This window comes from Jeotgalibacillus alimentarius (assembly GCF_000829445.1).
Lineage (GTDB): Bacteria > Bacillota > Bacilli > Bacillales > Jeotgalibacillaceae > Jeotgalibacillus > Jeotgalibacillus alimentarius.
The window spans coordinates 91,636-115,721 of sequence record NZ_JXRQ01000025.1; the positions used below are offsets into that span (position 1 = coordinate 91,636).

The 24,086-nt window shown below is 45.2% G+C and carries 23 protein-coding genes; 2 read left to right on the forward strand and 21 right to left on the reverse strand.

Annotated features, from left to right (window positions below; genetic code table 11):
- Window positions 1–253: 253 nt before the first annotated feature.
- Window positions 254–844 carry a biotin transporter BioY gene (locus KP77_RS13140; RefSeq protein ID WP_235420719.1) on the forward strand — a complete coding sequence of 197 codons (591 nt, stop codon included), beginning with the start codon at window positions 254–256 and terminating at the stop codon, window positions 842–844.
- A gap of 20 nt (window positions 845–864) precedes the next feature.
- On the opposite strand, the gene KP77_RS13145 is transcribed toward KP77_RS13140, so the two are convergent.
- Genes KP77_RS13145 through hprK form a run of 5 tightly spaced genes read right to left on the reverse strand, consistent with a single transcriptional unit; the run spans window position 865 to window position 4,743 of the window.
- A complete protein-coding gene (locus KP77_RS13145; RefSeq protein WP_041123188.1) occupies window positions 865–1,371 on the reverse strand; it encodes an acyltransferase in 507 nt (168 codons plus the stop codon).
- A complete protein-coding gene (ppaX, locus tag KP77_RS13150) occupies window positions 1,368–2,021 on the reverse strand; it encodes a pyrophosphatase PpaX (protein WP_041123189.1) in 654 nt (217 codons plus the stop codon). Before ppaX ends, KP77_RS13145 begins: the two co-directional genes overlap by 4 nt.
- Window positions 2,005–2,949 (reverse strand): nucleoside recognition domain-containing protein, encoded by a 945-nt coding sequence (locus tag KP77_RS13155; protein ID WP_041123190.1) that lies wholly within the window; start codon window positions 2,947–2,949, stop codon window positions 2,005–2,007. The genes ppaX and KP77_RS13155 overlap by 17 nt, the downstream gene beginning before the upstream one ends.
- A 9-nt stretch (window positions 2,950–2,958) precedes the next feature.
- On the reverse strand, window positions 2,959–3,789 hold the full coding sequence (gene lgt, locus KP77_RS13160) for a prolipoprotein diacylglyceryl transferase (protein ID WP_041123356.1): 831 nt from the start codon (window positions 3,787–3,789) through the stop codon (window positions 2,959–2,961).
- A gap of 18 nt (window positions 3,790–3,807) precedes the next feature.
- The gene (gene hprK / locus KP77_RS13165) at window positions 3,808–4,743 is read right to left on the reverse strand and encodes an HPr(Ser) kinase/phosphatase (RefSeq protein WP_041123191.1); all 936 of its coding nucleotides are present in this window, start codon (window positions 4,741–4,743) and stop codon (window positions 3,808–3,810) included.
- A 409-nt stretch (window positions 4,744–5,152) separates the two neighbouring features.
- Here hprK and KP77_RS13175 point away from each other — a divergent pair, with 409 nt between their 5' ends.
- On the forward strand, window positions 5,153–5,806 hold the full coding sequence (locus KP77_RS13175) for an N-acetylmuramoyl-L-alanine amidase (protein WP_041123193.1): 654 nt from the start codon (window positions 5,153–5,155) through the stop codon (window positions 5,804–5,806).
- Window positions 5,807–5,853: 47 nt separating this feature from the next.
- On the opposite strand, the gene KP77_RS13180 is transcribed toward KP77_RS13175, so the two are convergent.
- From KP77_RS13180 to prfB, 16 genes are all read right to left on the reverse strand, one after another.
- Window positions 5,854–6,120 (reverse strand): hypothetical protein, encoded by a 267-nt coding sequence (locus tag KP77_RS13180; RefSeq protein ID WP_041123194.1) that lies wholly within the window; start codon window positions 6,118–6,120, stop codon window positions 5,854–5,856.
- A 255-nt stretch (window positions 6,121–6,375) separates the two neighbouring features.
- Complete coding sequence (locus tag KP77_RS13185) at window positions 6,376–7,650, reverse strand: DUF4097 family beta strand repeat-containing protein (RefSeq protein WP_041123195.1); 1,275 nt, start codon at window positions 7,648–7,650, stop codon at window positions 6,376–6,378.
- Between the two features lie 165 nt (window positions 7,651–7,815).
- A complete protein-coding gene (gene uvrA / locus KP77_RS13190; RefSeq protein ID WP_041123196.1) occupies window positions 7,816–10,698 on the reverse strand; it encodes an excinuclease ABC subunit UvrA in 2,883 nt (960 codons plus the stop codon).
- 7 nt (window positions 10,699–10,705) lie between these two features.
- The gene (uvrB, locus tag KP77_RS13195) at window positions 10,706–12,688 is read right to left on the reverse strand and encodes an excinuclease ABC subunit UvrB (protein WP_041123197.1); all 1,983 of its coding nucleotides are present in this window, start codon (window positions 12,686–12,688) and stop codon (window positions 10,706–10,708) included.
- 252 nt (window positions 12,689–12,940) lie between these two features.
- On the reverse strand, window positions 12,941–13,186 hold the full coding sequence (locus KP77_RS13200; protein WP_041123198.1) for a CsbA family protein: 246 nt from the start codon (window positions 13,184–13,186) through the stop codon (window positions 12,941–12,943).
- Window positions 13,187–13,217: 31 nt separating this feature from the next.
- Window positions 13,218–13,856 (reverse strand): HD domain-containing protein, encoded by a 639-nt coding sequence (locus tag KP77_RS13205; protein WP_041123199.1) that lies wholly within the window; start codon window positions 13,854–13,856, stop codon window positions 13,218–13,220.
- A gap of 299 nt (window positions 13,857–14,155) precedes the next feature.
- Window positions 14,156–15,322, reverse strand: coding sequence for a PDZ domain-containing protein (locus tag KP77_RS13210; RefSeq protein WP_041123200.1), 1,167 nt, complete (start codon window positions 15,320–15,322; stop codon window positions 14,156–14,158).
- 79 nt (window positions 15,323–15,401) lie between these two features.
- Window positions 15,402–16,799, reverse strand: a complete 1,398-nt coding sequence (locus tag KP77_RS13215) for a S41 family peptidase (RefSeq protein WP_235420720.1) — start codon at window positions 16,797–16,799, stop codon at window positions 15,402–15,404.
- Window positions 16,800–16,823: 24 nt separating this feature from the next.
- Window positions 16,824–17,369 carry a TlpA family protein disulfide reductase gene (locus KP77_RS13220; protein ID WP_052474212.1) on the reverse strand — a complete coding sequence of 182 codons (546 nt, stop codon included), beginning with the start codon at window positions 17,367–17,369 and terminating at the stop codon, window positions 16,824–16,826.
- Between the two features lie 91 nt (window positions 17,370–17,460).
- Window positions 17,461–18,831 (reverse strand): murein hydrolase activator EnvC family protein, encoded by a 1,371-nt coding sequence (locus KP77_RS13225; RefSeq protein WP_041123202.1) that lies wholly within the window; start codon window positions 18,829–18,831, stop codon window positions 17,461–17,463.
- Between the two features lie 232 nt (window positions 18,832–19,063).
- The gene (gene ftsX / locus KP77_RS13230; RefSeq protein ID WP_041123203.1) at window positions 19,064–19,948 is read right to left on the reverse strand and encodes a permease-like cell division protein FtsX; all 885 of its coding nucleotides are present in this window, start codon (window positions 19,946–19,948) and stop codon (window positions 19,064–19,066) included.
- Complete coding sequence (gene ftsE / locus KP77_RS13235) at window positions 19,938–20,624, reverse strand: cell division ATP-binding protein FtsE (RefSeq protein WP_041123204.1); 687 nt, start codon at window positions 20,622–20,624, stop codon at window positions 19,938–19,940. Before ftsE ends, ftsX begins: the two co-directional genes overlap by 11 nt.
- 244 nt (window positions 20,625–20,868) lie before the next feature.
- The gene (gene cccB / locus KP77_RS13240; RefSeq protein ID WP_041123205.1) at window positions 20,869–21,189 is read right to left on the reverse strand and encodes a cytochrome c551; all 321 of its coding nucleotides are present in this window, start codon (window positions 21,187–21,189) and stop codon (window positions 20,869–20,871) included.
- Window positions 21,190–21,239: 50 nt separating this feature from the next.
- Window positions 21,240–22,109 carry a YitT family protein gene (locus tag KP77_RS13245; RefSeq protein WP_041123206.1) on the reverse strand — a complete coding sequence of 290 codons (870 nt, stop codon included), beginning with the start codon at window positions 22,107–22,109 and terminating at the stop codon, window positions 21,240–21,242.
- 88 nt (window positions 22,110–22,197) lie between these two features.
- Window positions 22,198–22,365 carry a hypothetical protein gene (locus KP77_RS18200; RefSeq protein ID WP_160289531.1) on the reverse strand — a complete coding sequence of 56 codons (168 nt, stop codon included), beginning with the start codon at window positions 22,363–22,365 and terminating at the stop codon, window positions 22,198–22,200.
- Between the two features lie 289 nt (window positions 22,366–22,654).
- A protein-coding gene (prfB, locus tag KP77_RS13255) for a peptide chain release factor 2 (RefSeq protein WP_407637933.1) occupies window positions 22,655–23,759 on the reverse strand; the annotation gives its coding sequence in 2 pieces (ribosomal slippage) (window positions 22,655–23,698 and window positions 23,700–23,759; 1,104 coding nt in all).
- Between the last annotated feature and the right edge of the window lie 327 nt (window positions 23,760–24,086).

A 24,086-nucleotide genomic window follows, 5' to 3' on the forward strand; every position in this document is an offset into this window, starting at 1 on the left:
TAAAACCCCTTTCGAATTTCCAAAATCTCTAATTTCTAAGCCTAGATTGCATTGTAACGAATATTAGAGAAAAAGCAAACCTTTAACACTTAATTTCACTAAATTGAAACATCGGTGTAACGAAGTTGGGGTCTGTCCCAGCCCCCCACTTTAAGTTAACCTTTTTAAAAATTAGGTTGACTTAAAAATCACTGTCCAATATAATTTGGTTTGTACATAATACAATACATTTTATATGAAAAGAGGAATGAATATGGTTAAATCACCCGTTCACGGAATGGTGCTGGCATCACTTTTTGCTGCACTGATGGCAATTGGCGCTAATATTACTTCGATTGTGCCGATCCTTGTGATTGGCAACGTGCCGGTCACGCTGCAGACAGTTGTTTGTCTAATTGCAGGAATCCTGCTCGGTAAAAAGTGGGGTCCGATCGCAATGACCGTTTACTTATTGATTGGTCTTGCCGGTATGCCAGTATTTGCAGGCTGGGGCGGCGGTCTTGGTACGCTGATCAGTCCGACATTTGGATTTATTCTTTCTTATATAGTTGTCGCATGGTTTGTGGGATGGATGACTGAAAAGCATAAGTCGTTTGCGGTACTTGTTGCAGCAGCACTGATCGGTTCAGTGATCAATTACGTGCTTGGCACCAACTGGATGTATATGGCGTATAAACTATGGTTTAACGCACCGGAAGGATTTACGTATGTGATGGCATGGGTATGGATGCTGCCGACAATTCCAAAAGATATTATTCTTTCATTTGTAGCAGCGGTTGTCGGGGCGAAAATGCTTCAGGTATTCCCGCAAACGCGCGTGGCAAAATCGAGTATCCCGGCATAAATACAAAAAGAGCAGCGGAGTTAATCCAGCTGCTCTTTTTTCTGTTCAGGCATTTTGATAATCTGCATCGGGTTGCCCCCTGCGAATGCACCAGCCGGCACGTCACGATGAACGAGCGTGGCAGCTGAAATGACTGCGCCGTCTCCAATGACAACGCCGGGCAGGACAGTTGAGTTTGCACCGATCATGACGTTATCGCCAATGATCACTTCACCAAGCCTGTATTCCTCAACCAGATATTCATGCGCCAGAATCACAGAGTTATAGCCAATTATCGTATTCCGGCCTACTTTAATCATTTCAGGATAAAGCGTATCTGGCATCACCATCAGCGCAAAAGCTGTCTTCTCACCGATTTTCATACCAAGCAGGTTGCGGTACATCCAGTTTTTCAAGCTGATAAATGGGGTGTACCTCGCTGTCTGAAGCACGGCAAAATTCCAGGCCACTTTAAAAAACGAAACGGTTTTATAGAGCTGCCAAAGCGAGTTTGACCCTTCTACTGGATAGCGCTTCGTTCTTCTCATGAGCCGCTTTCCTCAATGATCTTCAATAATTCACTCATGTTCTCAAGCATATAGTCAGGCTGGTACATATTAAGGTAGTCCCGCCCTTTTGAAGTCCAGGCGACACCTGCGGATAATGTACCTGCGTTTTTTCCGCCTTCAATGTCGTGGTGGTTATCACCAACCATGATGGCGGAGTCAGCTTTCGACCCAAGTGCATCAAGAGCCTTGTTGAGCGGTTCCGGGTCCGGTTTTGCGCGCTCGACATCATCGAGTCCGATCACAACGTCAAAGTACTGATCCAGGTTCATCAGCTTTAACCCTTTTAGCACCATGTCATGACGCTTTGTGGATACGATGGCGAGCTTGATGCCGCGTTCATGTAGTGCTTTGACTGCCTCATCCACTCCTTCAAAAGGGGTGACGAGTTCGTCGTGCATCTGCATATTGTAAGCTCTGTAGTAGTCGACCATTTCCTGCGTTTTTTCAGGGTTCAGCGACTGAAATGAATCAACGAGCGGCGGCCCCATGAATTGAAGCACGTCATCGCGGCGGTATTCACCTGGATAATAGTGATCCATCACGTGTAAAAATGAAGAAATGATTAACTCGTTTGTATTAATTAATGTGCCATCAAGGTCAAACAGCACAGTATCAATGCGGTTGCTCATAGCTTGGTTCTCTCCTCTCAGCCCGATTCCAGATTGCAGCTACAGTAATGGTCAGTAAAACTGCTGTTATCAGACGGATTAATAAAAGCGGCAGGATCGGAATGCCCAGCGGAATAAAGATCAGCGTATCCTCAACGACTGCGTGACAGGCAACGAGGAAAATAAACGCAAGTGTGGCATCCTTTTTGCTGACACCGTCTTCCTGAACCGCTTTGATCATGACACCTGCACCATAGGCGAGGCCGATTGTCAGGCCTGCTACAAGGGTCATTGACGTATTTTCCTTCATGCCAAGCCCTCTCGTAACCGGAGCCATCCAGCGTGAGAATACGTCCAGCCATTTCAGGTCACGCATGATCTGGATGACAATCATTAACGGAATCACGATCATCGCCAGCTGCAGAACACCAAACGCTGCCTTCTCAAGCCCCAGAATCAGAATCGATCCCCATCCGCTCACATCCGGTTCACTCACAGGCACCATACCGTACTGGGCGATCTCTTCGCCGCCGCTCCAGACCAGATTGATGACAATCGCTGAACCAAATGCGAGTCCGAGTCTGACAAGCAGAATCACCCAAAGCTTCACGCCCACCTTTAACGCAACACCTGTTTCAATTAACAGGTTATGTGAAAAAGACAGCATGACTGCAATGATAAATACTTCTTTCACTGTCATTTCAAGCGATAGGATTCCGGCAATTCCGGCATATAAATTTAAGAGATTTCCTAAAACGAGCGGTACGGCTGCTTCACCGCTGAGGCCGAACAGTCCCATAAAAGGGGCAATCAGGTCAGTGATGAAGCCGAGCACAGGAGTGAATTGAAGAATCGTAATCAGAAACGTGATCGGAAAAATGATCTTCCCCAGTGTCCACGTCGTATTCAGTCCTGCTTTCAAGCCGTCTTTTATTGTCTGTTGGTTCATGTCCTTCACCTAATTTCGTTTATCAGCATAACGGGTTGTGATGCCCTGGCCAAATCTGCGGTACAGAATCAGCGCGATCGCAACGATCACAAGCAGAATAGAAATCGCCTGTGCAACGCGGATCGTCTCAGTGAGCATCAGGCTGTCAGTCCGCAGCCCTTCTACAAATGCACGTCCAACTGAATACCAGATCACATAGCTGAGGAAAATCTCCCCGCGGACCGGATTCACTTTTCGAAGAAGCAGAAGCAGGATCAGTCCTGCAAAGTTCCAGACAGATTCATATAAAAATGTCGGGTGATAGTAAGCGAAGCTGCCATTTACCTCTATATACATCTGATTGATGATCCAGTCCGGAATAAAAAGTCCTTCAAGGAAACTGCGCGACACTTCACCGCCGTGCGCTTCCTGATTAATAAAGTTCCCCCAGCGCCCAAGCATCTGTCCTAAAATAATACTTGGTGCTGCGATATCGACAATTTTCCAGAATGATAGTTTTCTCATTTTCGCAAACACAACACCTGTTGCAACTGAACCGATCAGTGCCCCGTGAATGGCAATCCCGCCATTCCATATTGCGACGATCTCGCCCGGATTCTGTGAATAATAGTCCCATTGAAAAATCACATAATAAATTCTCGCACTGATAATCGCAATCGGCACTGCCCAGATTAAAAGGTCAGCAAACATATCCTTTGGCATCCCAAGCCTGTCCGCTTCTCGGTTGGCAAGAAGATAACCAAGCACAATCCCCGTTCCGATAATCAGTCCATACCAGGCCACACTGAGCGGTCCAATGCTGAACGCAACCGGATCGATCGGCTGGGCTGTTAATAACATCATCTCTTTTCCTCCTGATTAAATATCGTCATGGTCGCCGTCAACAATGATATCGTTCAAACGGTTTGAAAATTGCTCTGCTGCATTCATGCCCATTCTTTTCAGACGGAAGTTCATTGCGGCTACTTCAATAATAACTGCAAGGTTTCGTCCGGGTCTGACAGGCAGCGTGATCTTCGTAATATCTGTATCAATAATCCGCATCGTTTCTTCATCCAGCCCAAGACGGTCATACTGCTTCGTCTTATCCCAGATCTCAAGGTCAATCACAAGTGTCACACGCTTATGACTGCGCACAGCCCCAGCTCCGAACAGCGTCATGACATTAATAATGCCAAGTCCTCTGATCTCAAGCAGATGCTCAATCAGTTCAGGAGATGACCCGATCAGTGTATCGGTATCCTCCTGGCGAATCTCTACGCTGTCATCAGCAACAAGGCGGTGTCCCCGCTTGACAAGCTCAAGTGCAGTTTCACTCTTACCGACGCCGCTTTTACCTGTAATCAGCACACCAACGCCGTAAATGTCTACAAGCACTCCGTGAAGTGCCGTTGTTGGCGCAAGCTTACTTTCCAGGAAATTTGTCAGTCGGCTTGAAAATCGCGTCGTTTTCACAGGCGTTCTCATGACCGGCACCTGGCCCAGCTCAGAAGCTTCTATTAATTCCTTTGGCACTTCAATATCACGTGACAAGATAATGCCAGGCGTATTATCCGTACATAACTGCCTCATCCGGTCCTTCTTCTCATCCGTTGACAGCAGCTCATAAAATGACATCTCCGTCCGGCCGAGCAGCTGAATCCGCTCAGCAGGATAATAGCTGAAGTAACCAGCCATCTCAAGACCCGGTCTTGAAATATCACTCGTCGTGATCGGACGGTGAATCCCTTCCTCACCGCTCACAAGCTCCATCTTAAACTTCTCAATAATCTCATTCGTCGTTACCTTAGCCATATCGATCCTCCCTGCTCATCTCACATACAGTCTATTGTAGCACTTTGAAAAATGAAGGACTACATTAGAAAACCGAAATGTTTTGACAAAAGGTGTCTGAAAGGGTGGCGGGGAACGATCTGTTTTACGGGGGACGGAGTTTACACTCCACTCCAGGGGGACAGACTTGGCGCGGAGCAGAGGGCTCTGGGGACGGAGTTTACACTCCACTCCAAGGGGACAGACTTGGCGCGGAGCAAAGGGCTCTGGGGACGGAGTTTACACTCCACTCCAGGGGGACAGACTTTGCGCGGAGCAAAGGGCTCCGGGGACGGAGTTTACACTCCACTCCAAGGGGACAGACTTGGCACGGAGCGGAGGGCTTTGGGGACGGAGTTTACACTCCACTACAAATTCAGGAGGGGAACACATGACGATTGTTTGTATTGATGCAGGGCACAGTTATGACACGCCGGGTAAAAGAAGTCCGGATGGGATGAATGAGTATGCTTTTAACAGGGCGGCTGCTTTGGCTGCTAAGCAAATGCTGCAGAAGGAAGGGATCACTGTGCTGACACCACACCGTGATGATCACGATGTACCTTTATCAGCAAGAACAAACCTTGCGAATGACAGTAAGGCAGATCTGTTTGTCTCTATTCATGCAAATGCATTCGGCGGTAGCGTGTGGAATGGGGTAAAAGGGATTGAGACTTATATCCACCCTCTTCACTCGCATGATGAAAAACAGCTTGCTCATACTATACACAGCAAGCTGATACAAGCAGTTAACAGACCGGACAGGGGCATTAAAACAGCTGACTTTCACGTGTTAAGGGAAACAAAAATGCCTGCTGTACTTTTTGAATGCGGGTTTATGACGAACCGGGAAGACAAGCAGCTGCTTGCAAGTGAGGATTACCGGACCAAATGCGGGGAAGCTATAGCTGAGGGCATTCTTGATTATCTGGGAAGGTCGAAAAAGATTTATTATGTACAGGCCGGCGCCTTCTCTCAGAAAGAACTCGCTCAAAAACAGGTGGCCGCTTTAGAAAAAGCAGGCTTTGAAGCAATCATTAAGTAAACGAAAAAGAAGTCGGATGCACAGTCAAATGCGCACCCGACTTCTTTTTAATTTGCGTTAGATACTTCAGGGTTTTCTTTACCTGATGAAAATCTCAGTTTGAGCCCCACCGCTAAAATCGCAAGGGATAACAGCAGACTGATCCCGCCTACACCCCAGTGGAAAATGAGCAGTACCCATTTAAAGAATCCCATAATATCGGCATTCATTGTTACAAAAGCCAGCACGACAAAAAGGATACCAGTCCCAAGAAAAGCTGCACCTACTGTACTGAATCCAAACCACATGATCCGGTTAATAAACGTCTCCATCATCCTCACCCGCCTTATGTATTTATTGTATTATACCTTGAAATAGGAGTAGGGAAACATATTATGTTGTGCGTATTATGGGGATGGAGGTTAAGTTGTCATGGAACGTACACCGCAGCAACTGGTATGAACCCGCAAGTACAACCCTATCTCTACCCTGTTTACATAACAAAACAGCCTGACACGCATGTCTGGGGGGACGCGCATCAGGCTGTTTTTTATTTGTGTGAATCCTGGTCATCTATATAGACGAATGAGTTACGCGTTTGTTTCACGATTTTTTGAATAAGATTTGACAGTTACGGCTCCTGTTTTTGCATCTGCTGTGATATAGAGCTTTGATGCGCCTTCACGATCTTTTCTGAAATTCAATCTGCGCTGCATCATTTCCTCGCGCTCTTCAACATGGTCCATCTGGTCAAAATCGACTCTCAGCTTACCAAAGTTGGTTCTGAGTGTTCCATCAAGAGATACTGTCTCCGGCACGTTGATTTCAATCGGGCCGGCAAGGGATTTTGCTTCGATTCTTCTCGCAGAGGAGCTTGATGTGCTGCAGACAATCTTTCCATTAACAGATTGCGCGTCAATTTCATCAAGGGCGCCTTCAACATTGACTTTACCGTTGACTGATTCTGCTTCAATCACATCAGCACGTGTGTTTTCAACATTGATTCCGCCGTTTGCTGTTTCAAGTTCTGCCTTTTCGATCAGCATATTTGAAAGCTCGATCTTTCCGTTCGCTGTACGGACTTTAACTTTATTGACGTTTCCGCCTTCAGCCTGGAATTTACCGTTGAACAGGCGGATATCCCATCTCTCATAATTCGCTTTTGGTACATAAAGAACGGTATCAAGGCTCATCATTTTGAGATCAGAGACAAATCGAAGCTTTTTAAAGTTCGTGTTAAAAATAACTGAATCCTTCAGCTGCTGCTTGGCTTTAAATTCATCATCACTGCGGAATACTTTCACATTACATTCTGCACGGACAAAATCTTCATCCCACGGACGAATAGTAAGCTTTCCGTTTGAAATACTTGTTTCGATATCAATCAGTTCAGCTTTTTCAGATTCAAAGACATGTTTGAACTCAAGGGACGGGCCCATATTGAATTCAAGGTCAAGCCCTTTTACTTTTTCAAATGCTGTCTGAACGAAATCTGTCAGTTTATCTTTCTGCTGCTGACGGGTGTTTTTCTTATTCTGTTCAGTTTTGAATTCCTTTGATTTCTTCTCAATTGTTCCAAACAGATCATTGATCATTTCATCGAGATTGAATGGGAATTCTTTTTTCTGTGAACTGCCTGAATCATTATATTCACGTGACTGATCAGATGAACGGCTTTGCTGTTCATACGTTTTTTCCTGGTGTGACGTCGTGCTAGAAGTTGTGCTTTCTGATGAAGTTCTGCTATCTGCCGAAGCTTTAGCTGAACCATCCTTTTCAAGCGCTTCTAAAAGTGTTAAAGCTTCTGAAGCTGTGATCGTACCCTTTTCCACCATACTTAAAATTCTTTGACGTTCGTTTTCCATGTATTTGACACTCTCCTCTGATTTTGAAATTGTCTCTACAATCCTGAACTACCTTTTATACGAATGACTGAAATAAAAGTTTCATTTGATTATAAGCATGACAGAAAAAAGGGAACTGACCACCCGTCTCAGGACTGAGATTGTCCTAAAGCCCCGGGACGATTTTTAAGCATTTACTTTTTCTCCGGTACGTTCAGCCATTTTTTCTTCCATTCGGCTGCGGTCACGTTCAAGAACCGGTTTCAGATAGCTTCCTGTATAGGACTCTTTCACTTCAGCAATATCCTCAGGTGAACCGCACGCAAGAATCGTACCGCCTCTGTCCCCGCCTTCAGGGCCGAGGTCGATAATATAGTCTGATGCTTTAATAATATCCAGATTGTGTTCAATGATCAGCACGGTATCTCCGTTATCAACGAGACGCTGAAGGACGTTCAGCAGTCTGGAAATATCATCGACGTGCAGTCCGGTTGTTGGCTCATCAAGAATATACATTGATTTACCTGTTGAACGTCTGTGCAGTTCTGAAGCCAGCTTAACACGCTGCGCTTCACCACCTGAAAGTGTTGTAGCGGGCTGACCAAGTGTAATGTATCCGAGTCCTACATCTACAATCGTTTGCAGCTTACGGCTGATCTTTGGAATGTTTTCGAAAAATGACAGGCCGTCCTCCACAGTCATTGCCAGTACATCTGCAATATTTTTACCTTTATATTTTACTTCAAGCGTTTCGCGGTTATAGCGTTTACCGTGACAGACTTCACACGGCACGTATACATCCGGCAGGAAGTGCATTTCAATTTTAATAATCCCATCGCCGCGGCAGGCTTCACAGCGTCCGCCTTTTACATTAAAACTGAAACGGCCCTTTTTATAACCGCGGACTTTTGCTTCATTCGTTGTAGCGAAAACGTCGCGGATATCATCAAATACGCCTGTATAAGTCGCCGGGTTGGAACGCGGTGTTCTTCCGATTGGTGACTGATCAATATCAATGACTTTTTCAAGCTGATCGATCCCTTTGATCTCTTTGTGCTCACCAGGCTTCACTTTGGAACGGTGAAGTTTCTGTGCGAGTGACTTATGCAGAATGCTGTTGATCAGCGTACTTTTACCTGAACCGGATACACCGGTAACAGATGTTAAGACGCCAAGTGGAATATTCACGTCCACTTCTTTCAGGTTGTTTTCCTTTGCCCCTTTAATCTGAAGCTGACGTTTTTTATCAGGCTTTCTGCGTTCAGATGGCAGCGGAATAAACTTTTTGCCTGACAAATACTGACCTGTCAGTGACTTTCCGTTTCGCATTACCTGCTTTGGCGTGCCGGCCGCGACAATTTCACCGCCGTGGACACCTGCGCCAGGTCCAACGTCGATCAGGTAGTCCGCTGCAAGCATTGTGTCTTCATCGTGCTCTACGACAATTAGTGTATTACCGATATTCCGCATGTTTTTCAATGTTTCAATCAGGCGGTCATTATCACGCTGATGAAGTCCGATAGAAGGCTCATCAAGGATATAAAGCACACCTGACAGCTGAGAACCGATTTGTGTAGCCAGTCTGATCCGCTGTGCTTCACCACCGGATAGGGTACCGGCTGCACGGCTGAGCGTCAGGTAATCAAGTCCGACGTTCACAAGGAAGCTGAGACGCTCATTAATTTCACGCAGAATAAGACGTGCGATCTGCATTTCTTTTTCCGTCAGCTCCACTTCATTAAAGAATGCCTTAGCTTCTTCAATTGAATATGAAGTAATGTGTCCAATATGCAGATCCTGTACTTTTACCGCAAGACTTTCACGCTTCAGACGGTGTCCCCCGCAGGTCGGGCAATGATGCTGGGCCATATATTTCTGCATCTGCTCACGGATATAATCTGAACTGGTTTCACGATAACGGCGTTCAACGTTTTTGAGAACCCCTTCAAAATTGATATTGTTTTCGCGTACCTGACCGAAATCATTTTCATAGCGGAAATAGATTTTTTCACGGCCTGATCCTTTTAGAATTTTATCCATCTTTTTCTTCGGAATGTCTTTCACCGGAATATCCATATCAATATCATAGTGCTCGCACACTGCTTTTAGCATAGATGGATAGTATTGTGAGCTTGTCGGTTCCCACGGGGCAATGGCATGGTCATTAAGTGAACGGGTCCAGTCCGGTATGACAAGGTCGAGATCCACCTCAAGTTTTGTTCCAAGTCCGTCACAGTCAGGGCACGCACCGAAGGGAGAGTTAAATGAAAACATTCTCGGCTCAAGCTCTTCGATTGAGAACCCGCAGATTGGGCAGGCATGGTGCTCATTGAACTTGATTTCCTCTTCGTCGATTACGTCAACAATGACATTTCCATCGCCGAGCTGAAGTGCGGCTTCAAGAGAGTCAGCTAATCTTGCTTCTGCCCCTTCTTTTACAACAATACGGTCAATAATGACTTCAATTGAATGCTTTTTATTTTTATCAAGGTCGATTTCATCTCCGACGTCCATCATCTCACCATTAACACGAACGCGAACGTAACCCTGCTTTTTCACATCTTCAAGTATCTTGGCATGTGTACCTTTACGTCCTGACACAAGTGGAGCAAGTACCTGAAGCTTTGTCCGTTCCGGATACTCATAGATGCGGTCAACCATCTGTTCGACAGTCTGTGAAGTGATCTCGATACCGTGGTCCGGGCAGACCGGTCGTCCGATTCTTGCAAAAAGCAGACGTAAGTAATCATAGATCTCTGTTACTGTACCAACAGTTGAACGCGGGTTGCGGCTCGTCGTTTTCTGATCAATTGAGATCGCTGGTGACAGTCCTTCGATTGTGTCTACATCCGGTTTATCCATTTGACCGAGGAACTGTCTTGCATAAGCAGACAGTGATTCAACGTATCGTCTCTGTCCTTCCGCATAGATCGTATCAAATGCGAGTGATGATTTACCGGAGCCTGAAAGCCCCGTCATCACCACTAGTTTGTCACGCGGAATTTTAATATCAACGTTTTTTAAGTTATGCGCACGGGCGCCCTGTATAATAATTTGATCTTTACCCATTGTCAGGTCATCCTTCCGCTTTCAATTCTAAAATCAGGTCACGCAGCTCAGCCGCTTTTTCAAAGTCAAGCGCACGGGCTGCTTCCTTCATTTCAATTTCCATAGACTCAATGACTTTCGCACGCTCCTGCTTAGAAAGCTTCTTCATCTGTTCAGCAGGTGATACATACTCTTCCGCTTCTTCAACAGCATGCGTTGCTCTGATGACGTCACGGATTTCTTTATTGATCGTCACTGGCGTAATGCCGTGTTCTTCGTTATAAGCAATCTGCTTTTCACGGCGTCTGGCTGTTTCTTCCATTGCGCGTTGCATGGAATCAGTGACTTTATCTGCATATAAAATAACGTGGCCGTTTGAGTTACGGGCTGCACGTCCAATCGTCTGAATCAGTGAACGGTCAGATCTCAGGAAACCTTCCTTATCAGCATCCAGTATCGTGATGAGTGAAACCTCCGGAATATCCAGTCCTTCTCTGAGCAGGTTAATTCCGATCAGTACATCATACTTCCCGATTCTGAGATCGCGTATAATCTCAATCCGTTCCAGGGTTTTCACTTCTGAATGCAGGTATTGAACTTTAATGCCGATTTCCTTTAAGTAATCTGTCAGGTCTTCAGACATTTTTTTCGTGAGCGTAGTAATCAGTGTCCGCTCATTTTTCGCAATCCGGTCCTGAATCTCACCAAGCAGGTCATCTATCTGTCCCTCACTCGGTCTGATCTCAACTGTCGGGTCAAGCAAACCGGTTGGACGGATAATCTGTTCGACCATTTCATCTGTGTGTTCGATTTCATAAGGACCCGGCGTTGCAGATACATAGATCGCATTATGCACATGCGTTTCGAATTCTTCAAATTTTAATGGGCGGTTATCCATAGCTGAAGGCAGACGGAAACCGTGATCCACCAATACCTTTTTACGCGCCTGGTCACCGTTATACATACCGCGGATCTGCGGCAGCGTCACGTGTGACTCATCAATAACCAGCAGGAAGTCATCCGGGAAATAGTCAATCAGCGTATAAGGGGTAGCCCCTGCTTCTCGGAGCGTTAAGTGTCTGGAATAGTTCTCAATTCCCGAACAGAATCCCATCTCTCTCATCATCTCAAGGTCATAACGCGTACGCTGTTCAAGGCGCTGTGCTTCGAGCAGCTTATCTTCTTCTTTTAAAATTTTCAGCTGCTCTTCAAGTTCGATCTCAATATTTTCAATGGCTTTGCGCATTTTCTCATCGCGTGTAACGAAGTGGGATGCCGGGAAAACAGCTACGTGGTCACGGTCACCAAGAATCTCACCTGTCAGTGCATCAACCATTCTGATCCGGTCAATTTCATCACCGAAAAACTCGACGCGAATGCAGTGCTCATCATTTTTAGCTGGAAAGATCTCAACAACATCACCACGCACGCGGAACGTACCACGTGTGAAGGCAATATCATTGCGCTCATACTGAATATCAACAAGTCTTCTTAACAGCTGATTCCGTTCAATTTCCATACCGACTCTGAGTGAGACCACAAGCTCTTTATATTCTTCCGGGGAACCTAAACCATAGATGCAGGACACAGATGAAATAATAATGACGTCATCCCGCTCAAACAGTGAAGAAGTAGCAGAGTGACGTAATTTATCGATTTCATCGTTGATGCTTGCATCTTTCTCAATAAATGTATCTGTCTGAGGCACGTAAGCTTCAGGCTGATAGTAGTCATAATAACTGACGAAGTATTCAACTGCGTTATTCGGGAAAAACTCCTTGAATTCACTATACAGCTGTCCAGCAAGCGTCTTGTTATGGGCAATAACCAGCGTTGGTTTTTTTACCTCCTGTACAACATTTGAAACCGTAAAGGTCTTCCCTGTACCCGTTGCACCAAGTAATGTCTGATGCTTCTTCTGCTTTTCAACACCCTCTACCAGTTTCTTAATTGCAGCAGGCTGATCCCCCGCCGGCTGATATTTTGACTGCAAATCAAATTCCTGCACCATGTATCAAACGCCTCCTAAAAATCATTCCGTGAAAAACCTTCTTCTATATTCATACCCTTTATGATGAAATGAAACAGGGTTTTAGGCAAATTAATTGTCTCAATAAGTTTACCACCTTGAGATAAAAAAGGACAGCGAAAAGCGAACATACATTCTAATTAGTTATTCAGGGCAGATAAACAGGTCATCAGAATGTTGAAAATGCTACTTCCTCAGCCGTCCCATCTCCAACATCAAAAAACAGCCCGGAACCTAAGCGATTCCGCGCTGTTTATCTGTATATTTTTTCATATATCTGTTGGCATACCAGAGACCGAGTGTCAGTGAAGCAGCGTCTACGATGATGACGTACCAGCTGCCTGTATATCCTTTGTAAGAAGACCCTGCAATCAGCGCAATTGTCAGCAGCATCGCGATCGTGCGGCTGTAGGTGATGCGGGTGAAAAGGACGACTAACAGTGCCGGCAGAAACATGGCCATCAGAATTTTTGTGCCCATATGATCACCTCACGTTTTCATCATACTGGACTCACTTTGATGCTGCAATAAGATTTTCCGTAATTTTACTCAGCTCTGAGTGTGGAATAAACTTTTCAGCGAGCATATCCGGCAGTACTTTTTCAAGAAAGAATGCAACGCTCGTCATTTCACGGAATCTTAAGATCGTAGAAAGAGCTTCCTGGTAGATCTCAAGAAAAATCGGCTCCGGATTGCCTTTTTGGATTTCACCGAATGATTCGTACAGCAGGTCGATTTTATCTGCTACGGATAAAATGTTTCCTTCAAGTGTACGGTCTTTCCCCTCTTTAAAGCGCGACAGATAGATCGACTGGTATTCATCAGGGAATTCAGCCAGTACAAATTTGTGCGCCATCTCCTCTTCCACTTCACTGAAGAGGCGGTTCAATTCTGAGGAGGCGTATTTCACTGGTGTTTTAATATCACCTGTGAAGATTTCAGGGTAATCATGGTTTAATGCTTTTTCGTAAAGATTTTTCCAGTTAACTGTTTTACCGTGATGTTCTTCGACTGTTCCGAGGAACTGGGCGATTTTTGTGACTTTAAAAGAATGGGCTGCTACTGTATGTTCATTGTATTTGAACTTACCCGGACAGCGGTACAGCTTTTCCATGTCTGACAGACTTTTAAAGTAATGATGGATCCCCATAAGCTCACCCCATTATATAATTTAGCTAATAGTAGCATTGACAGGTAACGTTGTACAATACAGAGTTTGTAAAATAATTGTCTCAATGGCATTGAGGAAGTGGGAGGAGTTTTTTCTATCACCTTTTAGAATGATTCAATCACCTTATTCATTTATTTCATCCTGATGAGCCTGACATCATGATAATTGTTACACCTCTTACCATTTATCCCTCACCTTCCTCATTTATACTATCACCTGTGCTAATTATTCATCTCCCTCACATCCCCGGCCCCACAAACAAAAAACAGCCTGATCCCTCAGGCTGTTTCACGTTTCCGGTCATCTATTAAGATTAATCCGAGCTGGTGGTGCTGGCCTTCATACAGGGCAGCCTGGGTGTAGCGGACTTCTCCTGCATGATTAAGAACTTCGAGTTTGCAGTGCGCACGGCTTTTTTGGACCGCCTGATAAAATTCGCGTTCGTTGCTGACGATCTGACCGTTTACTTTATGGATCATTTCACCGCGCAGCAGACCCATTTTAGCAGCGGGCGTGCCAGGCAGGACGTCGATGATCATGACGCTTTTATCTCCATTGATAAAATGATATCCGGACCTTCTGCAGACTTTACGCGTTTTTAGCATTATGAAAACTTTACCTGCAAACGCGATTGCGAATGAAGCAAGAATCAAATACGGTGCCCAGATTGAGCCTGCTGCAAGAACCGAAGTCAGTACGCCGAGCCAGATGACCTGCGCTGCGTTTACTTTCAGAATGCTTTGCGGCAGATCGTGAACGACTGTCAGCTGATAGCCGAGCACTGCTGGAAGGATCATCAGTGAATACGAATCACCCATACTAAGCAGTGGCCACCAGCCTGCCTCGCTGATCAGTCCATCAGGAACGGGAATCAATAAAGGGACAAGCCAGATTCTTTTGGTGAAAAATGCGCCGGCTTTCATTCCGCGCGGCGTTTTTACAAAGCGTGGTGACGTCTGTTTGACTGCGTTCATCTGAATGAGCAGCCCTTCTGCAATCAGCAGCAGACCCATGATTATACCTGCTGCAACAAAGGTTTGCGGCAATGATGGCACCCAATCAGGCAGAGTCACATTAAAATAACTCATTGTATTCATTGTTATAAAAGCGATTGGAAATATAAAACCTGCAGATAGCAGCCTGAACTGACCAGTCACTGTGAATAGAATCATCAGCAGACTGACTGCATAGATCCACGATGTTTCGAGCACAAAACCCGCTCCGCTGATCACCCCGGAGAGCACAATTCCGATAATCAGCGAAACGCCAATTAAGCTGAAACTTTCTATGTACCATGGCTTCACAGCTGTTCTTAAGTCACGCCGTTCTCTTTTGACTCTGACTACTCCTGCAATGACGGCTGCAAGTACAGCAATGATGAAAACCGGATTGAGTACGCCTGACAGGAGTGCGCCAGGCAATTCATTCAGCCAGTTACTTAACATACGATCCCCCCGGTCAAAAACAAATTCTTCTATTTATTGTATCAGACCGGGAGCAATCGCTGTATAGGAATTTCGCCGCTTAATGACGGGCGATAAATTCAATTGCTGACTGAAGCTGATGATCGTGGTTCGGGTTTTTCTTATAATCTTCAAGCGTTGTAGTGAGTTTTTTCAGTGTGGAAGTATTCACTTCACCGGTTTCTTTCAGATTAGATTTCTTTTGAAATGAAAGGATCGCTTTTTCCGTACTGTTACTGAAATAACCATCAGTGCGGTCCACTTCATATCCAAGTCCAATGAGCAGCTTTTGAAGTGCTGACACCCGTTCATCGTTCATCCCTCTTTTCAGAATGATCGATGACTGCACCGGTGAAAGTTCGAATAGATCAGGCTGTACGACTTCAAGTGTCGGCTGGATGCCTTTTTTATGAATCCAGCGCTTGTCTGGCGTCAGCCATTTGGATACAGTCAGCTTCATCTGACTGCCATCACCAAGTTCGAGTGACTGCTGGACTGTCCCTTTGCCAAAAGTTGTTGTACCGATCAGCGTATAGCCTTCCACTTCATACATCGCTGCCGCCAGAATTTCCGATGCTGACGCGCTGCCTTCATCGATCAGCACCGTGATCGGATACTCCTTCTTAGCTTTTGTTGCTGAAGTCAGTGCTTCCCGTTTCCCTGAGCGCTGTTCTACATACATAAATGGTTTTTTATCTGTAATAAAATGACTGAGCACTTCCTCCACACTTGAAAGCAGGCCACCCGGATTTCCGCGAACGTCAACAATCAGTCCGGCGAGCTCTGATTTTTCAAGCTCTTCTAAAGCAAGTCTCACATCCTTACCGGTTCCTTCACCAAACGTTTTAATTTCTATGTAACCGGTTTTCTTTCCTTCACGCTCATACATTTTATGCGTTACGGTTTCTACAGGAATATCGTCTCTGACAACATTGATTGTCAGTGATTTTTCCGACTCGCTGCGCTCGATGCCAAGCTGCACGCGGCTGCCTTTAGGACCTCTAATTTTAGCTGTCAGCTCATAGATCGTCAGCCCGTTAATTTCTTCGTTATCGACGTGAGTGATCACGTCATTTGGCTTCAGACCCGCTTCTTCTGCCGGAGAATCTTTCAGCGGCGCCACGATTAAAAACTTTCCTTCCTCCTGTGTAATCTCTGCTCCAATTCCGCTGAACGTGGAATCCAGTGACTGGTGAAACTGCTTGGACGCCTGTTCATCCATATAGACTGAATAAGGATCACCAAGCGCTGCAACCATGCCTTTTAGCGCACCGTCAAGCAGCACCTGTTCATCGACCTTTTCAACATAACTGTCCTTGATCATCTGCTGCGCCTTTTCAATTTTAGATTGCTCAAGTGACACTTCTTCTGGAACACGCTTCATCAAAAAACGGTCAGCACTGTAATAAACGCCGGCCCCAAGGACCATACATAAAATAATCATCAGTACTCTTTTCACCAGCTTCCCCCTCCCTTTTATACGCTATGAGGCAGTATTTTCACTTAGAAGTTGATTCATCGCTTCCTCAAGCTTAGCGGCTGTCACCGGACCGAAAAACGTCTTACCCACATATCCGTCAGGCACAATGATCACCGTAACCGGTATTGTAAAAATCCGGAATGCTTTCTGCATTGTACCTTCTTCGTCATAAGCAACCGGAAAGTTAAATTCATGATCTTTTATAAACTGTTCAGCAGACTCTTTCTTGAATTCTTCCTTTGTCATATTTACACCGATTAATGTGATATCCGGATGCGCTTTCACAAAAGACTTCAGCTCCGGAATTTCCTCAATACAAGGCGGACACCAGCTTGTCCAGAAATTAAGGATCAGCGGTTTACCTGACAAGTCCTCTTTTGTCACGGTGCTGCCATCCTGCAACTGAAGTGTGAAATCCGGCGCTGCAATGCGCTGTTCTTTCATCACCGGCTCACTGGTTTCAGGTTCTATATTGATTATTAAAAACAATCCGGCACAACACATGACAGCAAATGTCCACCCCACAGCCTTCAATCTTTGAACAGACATATACAGTCCCTCCTCGGTGGGAGTATATGCAGGTGTAAAAATAGTTAGACATCAAAAAAGCTCCCAAACCGAAGTTTGGGAGCTTACCAGATTAGAATGAGATATATTTACGAGGGTTTACAGCATTTGATTTAGATCCGTTCCATCCACCTTCGTGAACTTCGAAGTGAAGATGTGAGCCGAATGAGTAACCTGTATTACCCATGCCGCCGATATACTGACCTTTTTCAACGTAGCTTCCCTGAGAAACACCGATGCTGCTTAGGTGAGCATATAGCGTTGTAATCGACTGGCCATTGATGTTATGCGTAATTAATACCATATTGCCATATCCACCGTCATTATAACCGGCTTCAACTACATAGCCTGAAGCTGCTGCAGAAACAGGCGTTCCAGGTGAATTCGCAATATCAATACCGTAATGATATCTTGTTTTTCCATTTAAAACATCATAACCAAATTCAGTAGTCATTCTTCCGTAAGAAGGACTTGTCCAGTCTCCACCTGATACCGGTGCTGAAACTGCCGGTGCAGACGGTGCAGGAGAAGGTGATGATGCTGAAGATCCGCTTGTCTGTGATGCAGATGCTGCCGCAGCAGCCGCCGCCTTACGCTCTTCTTCTGCCTGACGCTGGCGCTCAAGTTCTTTCTGGCGCTCAATTTCACGCTGTCTTGCAAGCTCTGCAAGGCGTTCCTGCTCAGCAATGATTTTGTCTTCAACATCTGCTGCCATTTCGTGCAGGTGCTCATCCTGTTCAACAAGTTCTGCTTTTTCATCTTCAAGCTCTGCCTGCTTCGCTTCAAGTTCGTCCATTAGTGAACCCTTGTCAGCTTTCTGGCCATCAAGCTCTGATTTTAATCCGTCAAGCTCAGCTTTCTGAGCTTCAAGTTCAGCAAGCTGCTGCTGTACTTCTTCTTCTTTCTGTTCTAAAGACTCTTTATCCTGACGCTGTTCCTCCATGATTTTGCGGTCAGCAGAAACAAGTGTGTTCACTGCTGAGAAACGGTCAATAAAATCTCCGAAGTTTTCAGCGCCAAGCAGTACGTCAACATAGCTGACTGAACCGCCTGTCAATTGGATTGCACGTGCACGTTCTTCAAGAAGTGCTGTACGCTCTTCAATCTTTTTCTTCAGCTCTTCGATTTCTCCACGGAGCTTTTCAATCTGAGCGTTTGTATCATCAATTTCACCTGAAACTGAATTGATCTTACCTTCTGTATCTTCAATCTTGCTATCAAGTTTTTTGATTTGAGCAGTTACTTTCTCCTGCTCTTTTATAATCTCTTCAATGCGGTTGTTTGTTGTGCTGATCTCACCGCTGATTTCTTCACGCTGGTTCTCAATTGATGAACGTTCTTCTTTTAAGTTATTTAAAGTTTCAGCAGAAGCTGTGTTGATTGCCGGAATGCTTCCTGCAACGAGTGCTGCTGCCAATGACAGGCTGACGAATGACTTTTTCACAAAACTGTTCTCCCTTCGAATCTAGCATTACTGTTTTCTATTTGGCTTTATAAAAGTTGGCTGTTGATTTTCGCTCCAGGGGAACGCTTTCCGCAGGGCCGGCGGTGAGCCTCCTCAGCGCGGGGCGCTTGCGGGGTCTCACCTGTCCGACTTCTCCTGCTGGAGTCGTCCCCTTCCGCTTCAATCAACAGCTGTGCAAAAACGACATGTAACTTTTACATAGCTTTATAATTTATACACGCAGGAATTTTCTAACGGACATAAAGCTTCCCCATACGCCGATTACGACGCCCATCAGAAGTATTAATGCGTTAATCTGGTATATAAACGGTGAGAATTCAAGGATCTGGATAAATGAATTTTCTAACCGTGGCTGCATATATTCATACACGTTGTAGTAGATCATGGATACGGCTGCGATCGGCAGAATGGAACCGATGATACCGAGCCAGATTCCTTCAAGAATGAATGGAATTCTGACAAACCAGTTAGAAGCCCCAACCAGTTTCATAATCTCAATTTCTGTTTTTCTTGCAACAATTGTGATCTTAATTGTGTTTGAAATCAGGAACATTGCGGTAAACAGTAAACCAAAGATTAAAACTGCACCGACATTTCTGCTGACTTCAAGTACGCTGAATAGTTGTTCGATCTTGCCTTCCCCATACTCAACTGAGTACGTACTCTCGAATGTGCCGATCTGGGATGCAAGGCGTTCAGTCTGTCTCGGATCAACGGCCTTGACGACGAATTTATCACGGAGTGGATTGTTCTGTTCGAACAGTGCCATCTCTTCACCGAAGCTGTCAATTAAGCCGGATAATTCTTCTTCCTTGGTCGAGTATTCAATCGACTCGACTCCGGAGAGCTGTTCTATCTCCTGTTCGAGCGTTGTGACTGCCTGCTGATCTGCTTCAAGATCAACATAGACATTCATTTCAACGTCGTTTTCAATATCATCAGCGGCCTTATTCATATTCAGCATCAATGCTGTGAACACGCCGACAAGTAGCAATGTAACGGTAACAGCGCTGACGGATGCGAATGTCATCCATCCATTTCTTGCCAGACTCTTAAAGCTTTCTCTGAAGTGTCTGAGTAATGTTCTAGCTTTCATAACCGTAATCCCCCCGTTGTTCGTCACGGACAATGACACCATTTTCAATGGCAATGACACGGTGGCGGATCGTGTTCACTATTTCACGGTTATGCGTAGCCATAATAATTGTTGTGCCGCGTGAGTTAATTTCTTCAAACAAATTCATAATTTCCCATGAAGTCTCCGGATCAAGGTTTCCTGTCGGCTCATCCGCGATCACTACTTTAGGTGAATTCACGATAGAGCGTGCGATAGAAACTCGCTGTTGTTCCCCTCCGGAAAGCTCATCGGGCATCATGCGGGCTTTGTGTTTCAATCCTACAAGATCCAACACTTCCATTACTTTCTGTTTGATCACCTTTGGCTCTTCCTCAATTACTTCTAAAGCAAATGCAACATTTTCAAAAACGGTCAGCTTGTTCAGGAGCTTGAAATCCTGGAATACAACGCCGATATTTCTGCGAAGATAAGGCACTCGATTGGTCTTGAGCTTCGCAATATCAATGCCGTTAACATTAATCGTCCCTTTTGTCGGTTTTTCTTCACGGTACATCATTTTGATAAATGTAGATTTACCAGCGCCACTCGGTCCGACTACATAGACGAACTCTCCTGCCTGGATCTTCACATCAAAACCGTTTGCAGCCATGATACCGTTCGGGTACTTTTTGTATACTTCTTTCATCTGTATCATATAAAAAATACTCACCTTATCTGTAAATTTCACGATGACTGGTTCTGGCTGTCTTCGGCCCCGAAATCGCCAATATAATAGGAATAAATAGCTAAATATATCAGTTTATCGATTTTTGGCACAAGAACATTATATCATTCTAGCGAATTTTGTTAACGACAATTATATTACAGTTTCATTTCGACAGTGAAATATAAAAAAGCACCTTTCTCCATATTGGAAAAAGATGCTTTTGGATGAATCATTATTGCATTCCTGAAAGCCATTCAGCTACAACTTCAGCCTCTTCACCTTCAATTAAATTCCCAGGCATTCTTCCCTGACCTTCCTGAATCACCTGAAGAATCTCATCCTGACTCAGTCTTGATCCTACTTCTTCAAGGTTTGGACCACTGGCACCTTCAAGATTGTCACCATGACAACCTGCACAATTGCCAATAAAAATAGTTTCCGGATCCATTTCACCTGCTGAAGATCCTGTATCCGCTGCTTCTTCTTCACCGCCGCCGCATGCTGCAAGCATCATCGAAGACACTAGCGCTGCACCTAACCACCATTTTTTCATCAAACTTCACCTCATCTTCAATTTTTTTAATAATTTTCTTAAAATAACATTTACTCCCGTTTAAAACCTTCTCCTAACACTTCGGACGCGTCATTTACAATGACAAAAGCTTTTGGATCGATCTTTTTTACTACATTTTTCAGCTTTGTAAATTCTGTCTGATCAATCACGCACATCAGAATCGGACGCTCATGATCTGTGTAACCGCCATATGCTGACAGCTTTGTCACACCTCTGTCCACTTCATCAAAAATAGCACGGCTGATCTCTTCCTGGCGATTCGTAATGATATGCACCATTTTCGAACGCTGCCATCCCACCTGTACAAGATCAATTGTTTTACTTGTCACATACAGCGCGATCAGTGCATATAATCCCTGCTCAATACTGAATACAATGGCTGAACTGAGAACGATGAGTCCGTCAATAATCGCAATACTTGTCCCAAGGCCAAGGCCGCTGTATTTATGTATAATCTGCGCAGCCAGATCTGTACCGCCTGTAGATGCTTTACCTCTAAATACAATTCCTAAACCAATCCCGACACCAATTCCACCGAACAATGCGCCAAGTAAAGGCTCCTCTGTCCATGGTGCCCAGTTCTCCGTTAAAAAAACCCACCCCGGGAGCGCAAGCGTTCCTACAAAAGATTTTAACCCGAAGTTTTTCCCTAAAAGGATGACACCTGCTATAAACAGTGGAATATTAAATGAGTACTGAACAATAGCCGGCCGCCATTCGAACAGCCCGTTTAAAATTGTACTGATTCCGCTAGTTCCGCCTGAAGCAACGGCATTCGGAAGTAAAAACACATTAAAAGAAATCGCGACAAACAGTGCCCCGATAATCACGTATACATAGTCAATCGCACCATGCCAGGCTTTTGGCTCACTTTGTCCCCGGCGATTACGCTTACCCATTGACGTTCATCCTTTCTCTATTCAAGTTTACACCGCTAGAGAGTATAGCATGTAGAGACATTTCTGTGAATATTGTCATGCTAGAGCGTTAGTGCGGTGAAGTGTGTGTTTTTGAAGGGCGGTTGTAGTATTTCGGCTGGTGGATGTCGTGTTTTGCTTCCCCGCTGCAGGATACACCCGGGTTGGCTGCAGTGAGACAGTCCGCGATTGCAGCCACACAAGAATTGGCTGCAATCACCCCATCCACAGGTTGCAACACTTCACCTCTTCATGCCCTCAAGAAACTAAAAGCTTGTTTCCTAAGGGCATGCAGGGCGGCTTCGCTGCACGCGGGCTTCGAAGTCGTATTCTTGCTGGCGGTGGTCGTATTACGCCGAGCGAAGGTTGGATACACCCGGGTTGGAGGTCGTATGATCGTCCGCGAAGGTCATATCAGCCAAATCGAAGGTCTTGACGTCAGAATCGATTGTCACATTCCACTTGCTAAGTGCTTCTTCATCCCCCAAATAAAAAATCCGCCACCCTCACCAGGCAGCGAATCAATATTAATGTTCGATTCTTGAACGCAGGTACGCGTTAATGAATGGATCGATATCTCCGTCCATTACACCCTGCACGTTTCCTGATTCCGTATTTGTACGGTGATCTTTAACCATTGAATACGGGTGGAACACGTACGAGCGGATCTGGCTTCCCCATCCGATTTCTTTTTGCTCACCGCGGATATCAGCAAGCTTCTGTTCCTGCTCTTCAATTTTTAATTGATAGAGCTTTGACTTCAGCATTTTCATCGCTGATTCACGGTTCTTGATCTGCGAGCGTTCAGACTGACATGATACGACTGAGCCTGTTGGAATATGTGTGATTCGCACGGCAGAGTCAGTTGTATTGATATGCTGACCGCCGGCGCCGCTTGCACGGTACGTATCCACTTTCAGGTCTTCAGTACGGATCTCAATTTCAATTTCATCATTGAATTCAGGCATAATATCACATGACACGAATGACGTGTGACGGCGGCCTGATGAATCAAATGGTGAAATCCGGACAAGACGGTGTACGCCTTTTTCCGCTTTCAGATAACCGTAAGCATTGTGTCCCTTGAATAAAATCGTAACTGATTTGATTCCCGCTTCATCACCCGGAAGGTAATCGAGCGTTTCAACTTTGAATCCACGCTTTTCGCCCCAGCGCTGATACATACGGAGAAGCATTGAGCCCCAGTCCTGAGACTCGGTTCCACCAGCACCCGGGTGCAATTCAAGGATCGCATTGTTTTTATCGTATGGTTCGCTAAGTAGCAACTGAAGTTCGAATTCATCCAGTGTTTTCCGGAATGTTTCGAGTTCAGTAACCATTTCAGCGTGCATTTCTTCATCTGGCTCTTCTTTTAAAAGTTCGAGCGTGACTTCCAGGTTTTCCTGTGTGTCGACCAGGTTCTGATAGCCGTTTACAACGTCTTTTAGTGCGTTTTGGTCGTTGATGATGCTTTGTGCTTTTTGCTGGTCGTCCCAGAAAGTTGGTTCGACCATGATTTCATCGATTTCAGCGAGTTTTGCCTCTTTGTTTTCTAAGTCAAAGAGACCCCCTGAAGTCCGCCAAGACTCTGGCTGTTTTTTCGAGCTCGTTTCTTACGTCTGATAATTCCATTTGGGTTCCACCTTAATGTTGAATTCTTTTTATTTCCATGGTTCTGCTGAAGCTGGCTGGTGATTTCCGCTCCAGGGGAACGCTTTCCGCAGGGCCGGCGGTGAGCCTCCTCGTGCTTCGTACTGCGGGGTCTCACCTGTCCGACTTCTCCTGCTGGAGTCGTCCCCTTCCGCTTCAATCACCAGCTGTGCTAAATCAATCTCTAGCTTTCACATAATTAATCTGCTAAAAATGCTGCCCCCGTGCGAGAAGCTAAATCCTCCATTACGAGGGGTCAGCTGAATAAACCTTTAATACGTTGATGTTAAATTATAAAAAACGGTCCAG

Coding starts and splice junctions, on each gene's coding strand:
- KP77_RS13140 (WP_235420719.1), top strand. CDS start 254: ATGGTTAAATCACCCGTTCACGGAATGGTGCTGGCATCACTTTTTGCT.
- KP77_RS13145 (WP_041123188.1), bottom strand. CDS start 1,371: ATGAGAAGAACGAAGCGCTATCCAGTAGAAGGGTCAAACTCGCTTTGG.
- ppaX (WP_041123189.1), bottom strand. CDS start 2,021: ATGAGCAACCGCATTGATACTGTGCTGTTTGACCTTGATGGCACATTA.
- KP77_RS13155 (WP_041123190.1), bottom strand. CDS start 2,949: ATGAACCAACAGACAATAAAAGACGGCTTGAAAGCAGGACTGAATACG.
- lgt (WP_041123356.1), bottom strand. CDS start 3,789: ATGTTATTAACAGCCCAGCCGATCGATCCGGTTGCGTTCAGCATTGGA.
- hprK (WP_041123191.1), bottom strand. CDS start 4,743: ATGGCTAAGGTAACGACGAATGAGATTATTGAGAAGTTTAAGATGGAG.
- KP77_RS13175 (WP_041123193.1), top strand. CDS start 5,153: ATGACGATTGTTTGTATTGATGCAGGGCACAGTTATGACACGCCGGGT.
- KP77_RS13180 (WP_041123194.1), bottom strand. CDS start 6,120: ATGATGGAGACGTTTATTAACCGGATCATGTGGTTTGGATTCAGTACA.
- KP77_RS13185 (WP_041123195.1), bottom strand. CDS start 7,650: ATGGAAAACGAACGTCAAAGAATTTTAAGTATGGTGGAAAAGGGTACG.
- uvrA (WP_041123196.1), bottom strand. CDS start 10,698: ATGGGTAAAGATCAAATTATTATACAGGGCGCCCGTGCGCATAACTTA.
- uvrB (WP_041123197.1), bottom strand. CDS start 12,688: ATGGTGCAGGAATTTGATTTGCAGTCAAAATATCAGCCGGCGGGGGAT.
- KP77_RS13200 (WP_041123198.1), bottom strand. CDS start 13,186: ATGGGCACAAAAATTCTGATGGCCATGTTTCTGCCGGCACTGTTAGTC.
- KP77_RS13205 (WP_041123199.1), bottom strand. CDS start 13,856: ATGGGGATCCATCATTACTTTAAAAGTCTGTCAGACATGGAAAAGCTG.
- KP77_RS13210 (WP_041123200.1), bottom strand. CDS start 15,322: ATGTTAAGTAACTGGCTGAATGAATTGCCTGGCGCACTCCTGTCAGGC.
- KP77_RS13220 (WP_052474212.1), bottom strand. CDS start 17,369: ATGTCTGTTCAAAGATTGAAGGCTGTGGGGTGGACATTTGCTGTCATG.
- ftsX (WP_041123203.1), bottom strand. CDS start 19,948: ATGAAAGCTAGAACATTACTCAGACACTTCAGAGAAAGCTTTAAGAGT.
- ftsE (WP_041123204.1), bottom strand. CDS start 20,624: ATGATACAGATGAAAGAAGTATACAAAAAGTACCCGAACGGTATCATG.
- cccB (WP_041123205.1), bottom strand. CDS start 21,189: ATGAAAAAATGGTGGTTAGGTGCAGCGCTAGTGTCTTCGATGATGCTT.
- KP77_RS13245 (WP_041123206.1), bottom strand. CDS start 22,109: ATGGGTAAGCGTAATCGCCGGGGACAAAGTGAGCCAAAAGCCTGGCAT.